This window comes from Dehalococcoidales bacterium (assembly GCA_041652735.1).
GTDB lineage: Bacteria > Chloroflexota > Dehalococcoidia > Dehalococcoidales > RBG-16-60-22 > RBG-13-51-18.
On record JBAZGT010000011.1, the window covers coordinates 1 to 12,461 of the forward strand.

Sequence of the window (12,461 nt, forward strand, 5' to 3'; positions counted from 1 at the left end):
TATTGGCAAGAGGAAAAGCCAAGAAAGTAGCCCTCGTCGCCTGCATGAGGCGGCTGCTCACTATCATGAACTCAATTTTAAAACATCAAAGAGCTTGGCAATATGTATAAATTAACACAGTTGCTCTTTAGTAAAGAGACACAGTAGGGGCGGGTTACCAACCCGCCCTGTATTCTGCTCCCCGCCTTTTCCCCTCGTTACTTCCTTGTTACTTGACACTTGTTACTTGCTACCCCTCTACCACTCCCACACCGCGCTCGACCACACCCGGGCAACGGCGCTTTCCAGCACCGCCTGGCGGGGGTCGGGGATATCCAGGAGGGGCGGCAGCACCGGCTTGTCCAGCTTCATCAGCAGCGGGCAGTACTTCTGCGCCATCAATATCGTCTTTTTAGCCCCGCCGTAGACCATGTAGTCCAGCGCTTTCAGGTAGGGCTCGAGCTGCTCGCGGGCGTGGCCGCAGACGCGTATCAGAAACTGCTCTATCTGCTTGTCCCGGTGCCGCTCGAAGCGGTGCGATGACGACCCTCCCTTTCGGTTCCGCCCGTGCACCAGGCCGGTGCCCACCTTGCTGCCGATGATTTTATCCCCCTGGCAAATGCCGATAGCGTAAGCGCCCAGCCGAACCAGCACCACTCCGATGCAATAGTCTTTGGCGAGCTGTGCCCGCAGCGGGGCGGTGTCGATACCGGCCGCCAGTACTTTTTCCGCTACCGGGAATGGCGGCACGATAAGGTACTTTATCGCGTCGCTACGGAAGATAACCGCCCCGGTCGGGGAAGCGGTAGCGATTTCCCCCAGTTCGCCGCTTGTTTCCGGTGCCGCTTGTATCTCCCCGAGCATCACGGCAAGTTCATCCGCGGCAAGAAAGGGCGGTATATAAAGCGTGCGGGACGGCGCGGCCGGAGCCCCCGCTATTCTCTCCAGCAGCTCCAGCGCCCCCCCACGACTTATCATACGTTTTTTCAACATTGGTTCCAAAACCGGTAATCCGCTATGTGCTTTTCCGTCGTCCTCCCTCTCTAGTAAAGAGAAATTGTAGGGGCGGGTTCCCAACCCGCCCTGTATGCTGTTCCCCGCCTTTTCCCCTTGTCATTTCCTTGTTACTTGACACTTGCTACTTGCTACTTGCTACTTATTACCCCCCCCGCGTCACCATCCCCTTTCCTTTCTCCCCTTCCTCTCTTATACTGTTAACTGTCAACTACTAACTGTTAACTACTAACTGTTAACTGTTAACTGTTAACTATCCCTTACCCCCTCTTGACATAAACAAAAAAACAAATGCCCGCTATTTGAAGCTGGCTTACCATAAACTAAAAAACAATTACTTAGCTATAAATCGTACGTGGACCTTAATAAAAAAAATAAAAAAACAATTGCCTAAAATCTCACCACCGTCACCCCGTCGCCGCCCTCGTTGCGCTCCCCGGGACGGAAGGACTTTACCAGCGGGTGTGACTTGACAAACTCCCGCACGATGCTTCTCACCGTGCCCGTGGCATAGCCGTGGATGATGCGCGCTTCCGGCAGGTTGGACTGCGCCGCGTCGCTCAAGTAGCCGTCCAGTATCGGTTCCACTTCATCGGCGCGCTTGCCGCGCAAGTCCAGCTCCATCGGGGCGCGGCGGACGGGTGGGGTCTTTATCGGCGCCGGCACCGTCTTGCCGGACGGCGCTACTTTGACCACGCTGCCCAGCCCCAGCCGCATTTTCGTCCTGCCGGCCTGCACTTCTATTTCCTGGTTCTCCTCGGATATAGCCATGACCGTGGCGGTAAGCCCGGCCTCTTTTACCAGTACGCTGTCTCCCACCTTGATGACGGCGGACTCTTCTTCCGGCGTTTCTCCGGCGGCGGGCTGCCAGGCCACTCCTTGTATCTGCTCCCGCACCCTGGCCAGCGTATTCCTGGCCTGCTCCAGCCCGGCGGCGGACTTTTCCTTGCGCAGGTCGGCGGCCGCCTGCCGTATCTCTTTATGCAGCTCCGCCGCCTCCCGGACGATTTCATCGCGGGCGGACTGCACGGCGCGGCGCTCCTCGGTCTGGAGCCGCTTTATCTCCTTAGCCATCTCCGCGTTGCGGCGGGCCAGCGTCTCCCGCTCGGCGGTCAGGTCGCGTTGCAGGACGGCTATTTTCTGCTTTTCTTCCATCAGGTTGGCCAGCAGGCCTTCCAGTTCCTGGCTGTGTCCGGAAAGCATACTGCGGGCGTCGTTGACTATCTCCGCCGGGATACCCAGCCGGGCGGCGGTAGCTATCGCGTTGCTGCCCCCCGGCAGCCCCACCGTCAGGTGGTAGGTGGGTGTCAGCGTTTTCGGGTCGAACTCCAGCGATGCGTTCTCCATGCCCTGCGTGGTATGGGCGAAGGCTTTTAGGTCGCTGAAATGGGTGGTGGCTACCGTCAGCGCGCCCTGGCCGAGGAAATAGCGCAGTACCGCCCGCGCTAAAGCCGAGCCTTCGGCGGGGTCGGTGCTGGTGCCCAGTTCGTCCAGCAGCACCAGGCTCCGGGGTGTGACCTGGGCGATAATGCGGACGATGTTGCCCATGTGCCAGCTGAAGGTGGATAGCGTCTGCTCGATGCTTTGCTCGTCCCCGATATCGGCGAAAATCCCGTCGAAAAGCGGCAGTTGGCTTTCCCCGGCGGCGGGAATCGGCAGGCCGGACTGCGCCATCAGGCTGAGCAGCCCGATGGTCTTTAGGGTGACCGTCTTGCCCCCGGTATTGGGGCCGGTGATAATCATCGCGGAGTACTCGTTGCCCAGCTCCACGGAAAAGGGCACGGCCTTTTCGCCGAGCAGCGGGTGCCGCGCGTCTATCAGTTTTATAAAGCCTTTCTGTGATTGGCTGCCGTCGGTAATAACCGGCTCCACCGCCCTGGTCCTGGCCGCGTACCTGGCTTTGGCCAGAATCAGGTCGAGCTCGGCGGTCAGTTCCACGCTCCGGGCAATATCTTCGGCGTGGGCGCCCACCTCGGCCGTCAGCAGCCGCAGCACCTTCTCGATTTCATGCCGCTCCTCCACCACCAGTTCCCGTATGGCGTTGCCCAGCCCCACCGTGGCCGTAGGCTCCATGAAAACGGTGGCGCCGGTGTTGGATATATCGTGGACGATGCCGGTCACCTCGTGGCGGTGCTCCATCTTGACCAGGATGACGTAGCGCCCCTCGCGCTCGGTGATGACGTCCTCCTGGAGGATGGTGCCGCTCCGCGGCGACCTCACGATGCCTTCCAGCTTCTCCAGTATCTGCCCGCGTGATTCCCTCAGCCGGGCGCGGATGCTGGCCAGGGCCGGCGAGGCGGTGTCCAGCACTTCTCCGCCTGGGTCGATGCACCCGCCGATGTCTTTTTCTATCTGTTGCAGCTCGGCGATGCCCTCGGCTATCTCCCACAGTAGCGGGAAATCCCCCGCGATGCTCTTGAGGTAGCGCCGCAGATCGTGCAGCGCGGCCAGGGTCTGCTGTATGTCCAGCAGGCTGGACGGGTCGAGGACGCCTTCCAGTGATGCCAGTCTGGCTTTATCGCGGATATCCACCGCCCCGCCGATGGAGAAACCCCGGTCCAGCCTTAAAAGCTCCCGGGCTTCCGCCGTCCGGCGCAGCAGCCGGGAAATTTGTTCATAGTCGTACAGCGGCCGCAGCGCCATCGCCAGCTCCCGGCTGGCGGAAAAAGAGGTATAGCCGGCCAGTATTTCCTTTATCTTGGGGAACTCCAGCATTTCCAGGCTTTTATCGTCCATATCGCGTCCTTAACGTAATTGCCGCTCTATTATATCACACGAACAAATTAATTTTGTCCCCAAAATGAAACGGGGGAGCTAGCCGGGCTCCCCCGTTTCAATATTGTAAAACGGCCGTTGGTTATTTCACGGTTACGTTTATCGTTAAAGTGTAGGTGTCCTGCTCCCCGCCCTCCCACGGTCGACTGTAGCTGAAGGTAATCGTGGTGCTGCCGGCCGCTTTGGCGTCGAACGTCCAGACATCCTTGCCGGGTGCGCCCGCTATACCTTCCTGGGTAGGTTCCACGAACTGGCGCGTGGCTTCCGCGACCTTACTCGTGTCGCCGATTGCCGCCTCGCCCCACTGGTAGCCTGTGCTGGCGTTAGAACCCAGGGTGACCGTTATTATGCCGTGTGGGGAGACCGTTATGTTCTTAACCATGTTGTTTTGTTTAGCGAAGTCGTCGAGCGACAGCTCGATAGTTGTCTTCGTCCCCGCGCCGCACCCCATGACCAGCAAGGGTACCAGCAGTATGGTTATCAGTCCCAGGATGATTGTCTTTTTCATTTCAGTGCCTTTCTATCAATCTTTTTTGTTTGCCATATATTATAACGGAAAGCGGGCTTTCGGGTTAGGGGTAGGGTAAATAAATAAATGTTAAGTATGATATAATATATCCAGATATATCGTCATAGAAATATCCTGAAAATACGTGACACAATATAATCAGATTCAAGCGGGCGGTCTCAGCAGCCTTCCCCGAAAACAGATAATTATCACTTTTGCCGGTGTGCTGCTGGCGATGTTCTTAAGCTCGCTGGACCAGACCATCGTCGGCACGGCCATGCCGCGCATCATCGCCGATCTGGGCGGCTTCACGCAATACACCTGGGTAACCACGGCCTACATCATCACCTCGGCGGTGGCCATCCCCATCACCGGCAAGCTGACCGACATGTACGGGCGCAAGTATTTTTACCTGGGCGGCATCGCCATCTTCGTGCTGGCGTCCGTTGCCTGCGGCTTGAGCAACACCATGGTGCAGATTATCATCTTCCGCGGCGTCCAGGGCATCGGCGGCGGCGTGATGATGGCCAACGCTTTCACCGTCATCGGCGACCTGTTTCCGCCGGCGGTGCGCGGTAAATACCAGGGTATTATGAGCGCCGTTTTCGGCCTTTCCGCGGTTATCGGGCCGACGCTGGGCGGGTATATAACGGACAATCTTTCCTGGCATTGGGTATTTTTCGTGAACGTGCCGCTGGGCCTGCTGGTGATAACGCTTTTTGTTTTCTTCTTTCCGCATATTAAACCGGACAACCTCAAACATACCATCGATTATCCCGGGGTGGCTTGCTTGGTGCTGATGGTGGTGCCGCTGCTCCTGGCACTGACCTGGGGCGGCGTGGAATACCCCTGGGGTTCCGCCATAATCATCGGCCTCTTTGCCGTGTCGGTGGTGGCTTTGGGGCTGTTTCTTCTGGCGGAGCAGCGCGCCAAGGAGCCGCTGATACCGCTTTCTCTATTTCAAAACCGCATCGTGACTATCTCATTTATCATGGTCTTTTTAACATCCATGGGGATGTTCGGCGCTATTACCTTTATCCCGCTCTTTTTCCAGGGCGTGCTGGGCGCCACCGCCACGGCCAGCGGCAATTTTGTGACGCCGATGATGCTGGGGACGGTTACCGGCAGTTTCCTTTCTGGGCAGGCGCTTTCCCGTATAGGGGGGCACTATAAGTTACAGGGGGTTATCGGGGTGGGGATAATGATGGTAGGCATGTTCCTGTTGTCCCGTATGAACATCGATACCACCAACGGGGAGGCCATCAGGAACATGATTATTGCCGGCTTCGGCCTGGGCATCACCATGCCGCTTTACACCATCGCCGTGCAGAACGCCGTACCGTATAAAATACTGGGGGTAGCCACATCATCCACGGCATTTTTCCGCTCTATCGGCGGTTCGGTGGGGCTGGCGATATTCGGGTCGGTCATGAGCAACCGGTTTGCCGCGGAGCTGCTGACACGGGTGCCTCAGGACTTTGTCAACGCCGTCCCGCCTGACCAGTTGAGCACCCTGGCACATAACCCGGAGGCCTTGATGAGCTCTGATGCACAGGCTCAATTGCAAGGCATGGTAAGCCATCTGGGTGATAAAGGCCCTGCCGTTTTACAGCAGGTATTACAGGCGATGCGTGAATCTCTGGCGCTATCCATATCGCATGTTTTCCTCTATTCCTGCGCCGCGGTGGTACTGGCCTTTATCATTAACTTTTTCATCAAGGAAATTCCCCTGCGCACCCATCACGGCGCGGATACCCCTCCCCTCCAGAAAAAGGCCGGGAAATAGCCCTGGGCTTCCGTCTCCCTCCCCCTTTTTTAATAACGCCGGGGACATTACCGTATCTATCAGATAATAGATAATTTTCATCGTCCGCTGAATCAGCTATAATAGGACTATTGCTGATAATATATGAAGGAGTAAGTGTGCCATGACGGACTATGCGGTTCTTAAGAAAAAAGTGGATGAGCTGGCCTGCCGGGTCTGGGATGACGCGGCCATTACCGCCAGGGTAGCAAAGCTTACTAAGGAAGGCATTCCGCGGAAGAAGCTCGACCCCAAGGAAATGAAAGCCCGTAAGGCTGAAATCCTCGACCATGTCCAGTTACTTGCCGAGGAATATAACTATATCTTCAAGAACTGTGCCCAGGGCACGGCGCTGGCTCTGATGGAAGAGTTCGGCTTGGGCAGCATGGAAATTATCAAGGCCCTCACGCCGTTCCCGGGCATCGGGGGGACGGGGGAAATCTGCGGGGGCATTACCGGCAGCCTGATTAACTTCGGGCTTTACTTCGGCAGCGATAACCGCCTGGACTACGAGGCGATGAACAAGACCATCTCGATATCGCAGAAGTTCATGGCTTATTTCGAGGACGCGGTGGGGCATTTATACTGCTCCGACATCATCGAGACGGTCATCCTGGGGCACCACCTCAATCCCGGCGACAGCGAAGAATCCATGATGGCCTTCGCCGGGGAAAAGGGCTTTGAGAAGTGCGGCCTGCCGCCGGGTCTGGGCGTCCGCCTGGCCGCGGGGTTCATTATCGATAGTATGAAATAATTCCTGCGGGGAGTCTTATCCGGGATGTTCTGGCTGGTATTCGTTTTTACGGCAATAGCTGTTTTTTTGGCGCTGATGGTGTACCGCGTGGTCGCCATCGTCAGGATGCCGCTGCATCTGCGCTGGGAGCTGGCCCCGGTCCCCCACGAAAAAGGTAAGGGGAAATACGGCGGCTCTTATTTTGAAGAGTACGAGTGGTGGAAGAAAAAGCGCCGCACATCCCTGGCCGGCCCGGTGGCCTACATGGCAAAGGAGATATTTCTTTTGCAAAGCGTGTGGAAAAACAACCGGGGCTTCTGGCCGTTTTCCTTCGCCCTGCACACCGGCATTTATCTGTTAATCGTTACTGTTTTCTTGCATATCGTCAATGCCTTGTTCATCATTACCGGAGTTACGGGTACCGTTCTGGACGTTTTCCGGAACATCGCCGCGGTGGCGGCGCTGGCGGGGGATATTTTAGGCGCTATCGGGGCGGTGGGACTGATACTCAAACGCTACCTTGACCCCGCGTTCCGCAATTTCACCACCTTCGCCGCCTATTTCCGGCTGGTATTTTTAGGAGCTATTTTTATCAGCGGCGCGGTGGCCTGGTTTGCCGTCAGCGCGCCCATGACGGAAATGAGCGTCTTCGTGAAAAACCTGCTGACTTTAAACGGCGGGACCGCCGCCGTCGCGCCCCTGGCGGCGCACATTATTATTTCCGCTCTATTTATCGTCTACCTGCCGTTTACGGACATGGTGCACTTCGTCACCAAGTTCTTCACCTATCACGCCGTGCGCTGGAATGACGCACCGCAGGATAGCGGCATGGCGGAAAAACTCCGCGGGCTGGCGGCGCAGCCTTTAGGGTGGTCCGCTGACCATATTACCGGGGGCGGGGAGAAAAACTGGGAGGATTTAGCCGTGGAGGATACCGGTGACCGGGAAAAACATTAAACTAACTGATATTTCTCAGGATGCGGCTAAACAGCTCACTACTCTGGAGCTTGACGCTTTATTGCCCCTCCCGCCCCCTTATGACGGGACGCCTGACTTCAAGCCGCTTACCCCGGACCAGCGGGAAAGGCTGGTGGCTAACCTGGACGGCTTTGCCGCGATGGGTCTGCCAAAGCCTAAAACCGCGGAGGAAGAAGATAAATACGTCGCCTTGTTTATTTCCGGACTGAAAAAGCTGTTAAGCCGGGAAAACAACTGGACTTTTCTCCAGCCGCTGCTGCTTTCCCTGGACCACTGCGCCCGCTGCCAGACCTGCTCCGAGGCCTGTCCCGTCTTCACCGCCAGCGGCCGGAACGAGATTTACCGCCCCACCTACCGCGCCGAAATATTCCGCCGGCTTATCGCCAAATACGCCCGTAAAGGCGGCAAGCTGCTCTCCAAAATAAAAGGGGCGGATATCGAGCTTAACTGGGCTACTGTTTCCCGACTCTACGAGCTGGCTTACCGCTGCACGCTTTGCCGCCGCTGTGCCCAGTCCTGCCCGGTCGGCGTGGATAACGCCCTCATCACCCGCGAGCTGCGCAAGCTGTTCAGCCAGGAACTCGGCTGGGCGCCGGAAGAGCTGCACGCTAAAGGCACCGTGCTCCAACTCAAGGTAGGCTCGCCTACCGGCTTGAGATCTAATGTGGCTATCGATAATTTAAAATTCCTGGACGAGGACTTCAGCGAGGCCACCGGCCTGAAGATAGAAACGCCTTGGGATAAAGAGGGCGCGGATATTCTGCTCTTGCACAGCGCCGGGGATATCCTTTCTTTCCCGGAGAGCGTTATGGCTTTTACTGTCCTGTGCAACGCCGCCGGCCTTAGCTGGACGCTTTCTTCCGAGGCGCCGGGGTACGACGGCGTGAATTACGGCCTTTTTTACGATGATGTTCAGCTGGCCAAGATAGCCATCCGGCACGCGCAAATCGCCCGGAAGCTCAAGGTGAAAAAGATCGTGTTGGGGGAGTGCGGGCATGAGCATAAAGCCCTGATGTCCGTGGCCGACCGCCTGCTCACCGGGGACCTGAATATACCCCGGGAAAGTGTGATGACTTTCTTGGAGCATATAGTTTTCAGCGGCAAAATAAAGTTCGACCCGTCAAAAAACAGCTTCCCCGTGACCCTCCACGACCCCTGTAATATCGTCAGGAACCTGGGCATCGTCGAGCCGCAGCGGCGTGTGCTGCGCTATCTCTGCCCGCAGTTCCGGGAAATGACGCCGCACGGCGTGGACAACTATTGCTGCGGCGGGGGTGGGGGCTTGAGCGTCATGTCCGGCGTTAATTTCACGGACTGGAAGGCGGGGGTGGCGGGCCGGCTGAAATTCAAACAGCTCCTGGAGGCTTTTAGCGACCACCCCGGACCGGAAGTCAGCAAATACATCTGCGCCCCCTGTCTCAACTGTAAGCTCCAGTTCCGCGATATATTCAGGTACTACGGGGCGCAGGAGAAGTCCGGCTTTTATTGCGGCGGGCTGGCGGAATTAATCGTTAATGCTATGGTTGATCTGAAAAAACCATATATTGTTTTTGAATAAGCAAATTTACTAAAAGGGGTTTAACGCTATGTCACAAATGGAACTCGCCGGTCAGGTACTGGAAGTTGATGAGCACGGCTTTATGCAGGAGACCGCCAGGTGGACCGAGGAAATCGCCAAAGCTTACGGGGCGCAAGAGAGCGTCACCGAACTTACCGCCGACCACTGGAAAGTCATTAATTATCTGAGAAACTACTACCTTGCCAATGGCATTTGCCCCATGGTGAGAAGGCTGGTCAAGGAAAGCGGCTTTACCCTGAAGCAGCTTTATGACCTTTTCCCGGAAGGCCCGGCCAATTCCGCCTGCAAGTGGGCCGGTGTTCCCAAAGCCACCGGCTGCGTGTAGCTTCCAGGCTGAATCGACTATTTGTTGACGGGCAGGGAAAAGGTAAAGGTGCTCCCGAGCCCGACCCGGCTTTCCACTTTAATCGTCCCGCCGTGGGCTTCTACCAGGCGTTTGGCGATAGTCAGCCCCAGGCCTCTGCCGCCGGTCGCCCGGGCGCGGGACTTGTCCACGCGGTAGAAGCGCTCGAAAATCAGCGCCAGTTCGGCGGCGGGGATGCCTTCCCCGGTATCGGCCACGCTCACGTAAACGGTATCGCCTTCTTCACGGGCGGTTACGGTTATCTTGCCTTCCTGGGGCGTATGCGCCACGGCGTTGTCTAAAAGGTTATAAAGCACCTGTTTGATACGGTGGCTGTCTATATTGACCGGAGAAACGCTTTCCGGCAGTTCGGTCGCCAGGGATAAGCCTTTGGCGGCGGCTTTGGGCTGGATGGCGGTGACCGTTTCCCGGATAAGCCGCGCAATATCCTCCGGCTGCGCGTCTATCTTAAGCTCGCCGGCATCGAACAGGCTCAATTCCTGCAAATCTTCCACCAGGTGGGCAAGTGTGGCGGCTTCCTCGTTAAGGGAATGAATCGTGGCTTCATCCGGCTGTATCACGCCGTCGCTGATGGCTTCCAGGTAACCCTTGAGGTTGGAGAGTGGTGTCCTTAGCTCGTGGGCGACATCCGCCACCATGTTCTGCCGCAGGCGCTGGTTATTTTCCAACCTTTCCGCCATGGAGTTGAAAGAGCGCGCCAGCTCGCCCATCTCTCCCTTGCCTTCAGGGTCGACCCGGCGGGAAAAATCACCCTGCCCGAACTGGCGGGTGGCTTTGGTCAGGTCCCTAACCGGCGCCAGGATGCGGCGCGATAGCAGGAAAGTGAGTAATATGGCGGTCGCGCCGGCCAGCAGGCCGCCCAGGATATAGTTCCCGCCTATAGAGTTGTAGGTAAGCTGGAGCGCCGTCTTGTTCACGTCCACCAGTTCTCCGTGAGTGATATACAGCGTGCCGACGATGCTGACCTTGGCTATCGCCCCGAAGCCCGACCCCATTTGTGAGGGAATCAGGGTAATAAAAGTGTTACCCGAAAGGGCTAAAGAGACGGTGTCGGTCTGGTCCGTGGTTCCATCAGGGTAGCTGGAGTCCAGTAGTTCGGCGGCGGAATCCGCTACCACGATGCCGTTGTTATCGGTCAGGATAATCCGCCGTCCGTACACAATGCCCCATTGCTCCACCACGGACTGGACGCCGTCCCAGGAACCGTTAAGCTGGTAGTAACGGGAAAGCTCGGACTGCACGCGCCTGTCCTGGATAACCTGCACGCTTTCACCCAGGCGCTCGCTCATCTCTCTGATTTCGTTGCGGGTGGTCTGGTAGGTGAAAAAGAACACGGAGCCGAAGATGATGATAATTACCAGCGCGAAGGAACCCAGGATGCGGACGTTAAGATTGTGAATCACCGTTGTTCTCCAGGAGCTTGTAGCCGGCCCCATAGATGGTCTTGATATATTTGGGGTGATGGGGGTCTGGCTCCAGTTTGCGGCGCAGCTTGAGGATATGCACGTCTATGGTGCGGTCGAAGCTGTCGAAGTCGTGCCCGAGGGCGTTTTCTATAATCTGTGCCCGGCTGAACACCCGCCCCGGCTCTTTTATCAGGGCGCCCAGCACTTTGAACTCGATGGGGCTGAGGTTGAGGGGTTTGCCCTCCAGGAATGCCTCGTGTTTCATGAAATTGACGGTAAGCGCGCCGTGCTCTATCTTCTCCGGGCCCCGCTCACCGGGCAGGCGGCGCAGCACCGCCCGCACCCTGGCCGCCAGCTCTCGGGGGCTGAAAGGCTTGGTCACGTAATCATCGGCCCCCAGGTTCAGCCCGGTCAGGCGATCGTCATCGGTGGTCAGCGCCGTGAGCATGATAATGGGTACCTCGGACTCGGAACGCAGCGTGCGGCAGACCTCGAAGCCGTTGATGCCGGGCAGCATCAAGTCAAGGACGATAAGGTCGGGGCGGTTTTCCCGGGCGATGCGCAGGGCATCGTTGCCGTTATAGGCGGTGAGGACGCGGTAGCCGTCCCTGTTCAGGTACAGCTTGACCAGTTCCACCGTTTTTACATCATCGTCAACCACCAGTACCTTTTTTCCGGACATCGCTGCTACCCCGCTTGCCAGTATTTCCATTCATGTTATAACACAATTGTTAATAAAATGTGAAAAGGAGGGGAAATATTTCCCCTCCTTCAGGATTAACTGGTATTTAGCGGGCGGCGTCCGGTCCGGAACAGCGTTTAATCTGTATTTAGTGCGCCATTAAGTGCGCCGCGGAGGCCGAACATGCCGTTCATCTTAATCTTACCGTGGAATTGCAGGCCGGTTCCGGGGGTGATGGGTACATCCGGTCTGGCATCCAGCCAGGCCTTGAACTCGTCCGCCTGCGCCTGGGTGATTTTACCGTTTTCCACCATTTTGTCCAGGTAGTTGTCGATGGCCGTGTTGCATGTTTCCTGCCCGGCCTGTTTGAAAGCGTTCAGCAGTTCCTCCGTGTCTATGGTCACGCCGGTATTCTGCTTGTAGATTTCGACGACTTTATCCAGCAGGTTGGACAGGCGGGTGTTGTTGTCGGTCTGGACTGTTGCTGTACCTTGGCCGTTATCCTGCGCGATGGCGATACCGCCCAGCGTGCCGCCCAGGACGGCCGCCACCAGCAGCCCCACCAGCAGGAATTTCTTGCTTATATGCATCCGCATCATCTCCTTTCCGTGTACTTTGATATCAGCATAACAGAAGAAT

The 12,461-nt window shown here is 57.1% G+C and carries 11 protein-coding genes; 5 read left to right on the plus strand and 6 right to left on the minus strand.

Annotated features, from left to right (window positions below):
• Positions 1–237 precede the first annotated feature (237 nt).
• From WC370_05420 to WC370_05430, 3 genes are all read right to left on the minus strand, one after another.
• Positions 238–972 (minus strand): Vms1/Ankzf1 family peptidyl-tRNA hydrolase, encoded by a 735-nt coding sequence (locus WC370_05420; GenBank protein MFA5308912.1) that lies wholly within the window; start codon positions 970–972, stop codon positions 238–240.
• 411 nt (positions 973–1,383) lie between these two features.
• On the minus strand, positions 1,384–3,729 hold the full coding sequence (locus WC370_05425; protein MFA5308913.1) for an endonuclease MutS2: 2,346 nt from the start codon (positions 3,727–3,729) through the stop codon (positions 1,384–1,386).
• Between the two features lie 121 nt (positions 3,730–3,850).
• Complete coding sequence (locus tag WC370_05430) at positions 3,851–4,276, minus strand: protease inhibitor I42 family protein (protein ID MFA5308914.1); 426 nt, start codon at positions 4,274–4,276, stop codon at positions 3,851–3,853.
• Positions 4,277–4,421: 145 nt separating this feature from the next.
• Between WC370_05430 and WC370_05435 the strand changes: the two genes are divergently transcribed.
• The 5 genes from WC370_05435 (at position 4,422) to WC370_05455 (ending at position 9,695) form a co-directional block, all read left to right on the plus strand.
• On the plus strand, positions 4,422–6,062 hold the full coding sequence (locus WC370_05435) for an MDR family MFS transporter (protein ID MFA5308915.1): 1,641 nt from the start codon (positions 4,422–4,424) through the stop codon (positions 6,060–6,062).
• 142 nt (positions 6,063–6,204) lie between these two features.
• Positions 6,205–6,834, plus strand: coding sequence for a C-GCAxxG-C-C family protein (locus WC370_05440; GenBank protein MFA5308916.1), 630 nt, complete (start codon positions 6,205–6,207; stop codon positions 6,832–6,834).
• 24 nt (positions 6,835–6,858) lie between these two features.
• Entirely contained in the window at positions 6,859–7,770 is a 912-nt protein-coding gene (locus WC370_05445) for a respiratory nitrate reductase subunit gamma (GenBank protein ID MFA5308917.1), read from the plus strand.
• Entirely contained in the window at positions 7,751–9,349 is a 1,599-nt protein-coding gene (locus WC370_05450; protein ID MFA5308918.1) for a (Fe-S)-binding protein, read from the plus strand. The genes WC370_05445 and WC370_05450 overlap by 20 nt, the downstream gene beginning before the upstream one ends.
• Positions 9,350–9,377: 28 nt before the next feature.
• Entirely contained in the window at positions 9,378–9,695 is a 318-nt protein-coding gene (locus WC370_05455; protein ID MFA5308919.1) for a TusE/DsrC/DsvC family sulfur relay protein, read from the plus strand.
• Between the two features lie 17 nt (positions 9,696–9,712).
• On the opposite strand, the gene WC370_05460 is transcribed toward WC370_05455, so the two are convergent.
• The 3 genes from WC370_05460 to WC370_05470 form a co-directional block, all read right to left on the minus strand.
• On the minus strand, positions 9,713–11,137 hold the full coding sequence (locus WC370_05460) for an ATP-binding protein (protein ID MFA5308920.1): 1,425 nt from the start codon (positions 11,135–11,137) through the stop codon (positions 9,713–9,715).
• Entirely contained in the window at positions 11,121–11,822 is a 702-nt protein-coding gene (locus WC370_05465) for a response regulator transcription factor (GenBank protein MFA5308921.1), read from the minus strand. The genes WC370_05460 and WC370_05465 overlap by 17 nt, the downstream gene beginning before the upstream one ends.
• A 137-nt stretch (positions 11,823–11,959) precedes the next feature.
• Positions 11,960–12,412, minus strand: coding sequence for a hypothetical protein (locus WC370_05470; protein ID MFA5308922.1), 453 nt, complete (start codon positions 12,410–12,412; stop codon positions 11,960–11,962).
• Between the last annotated feature and the right edge of the window lie 49 nt (positions 12,413–12,461).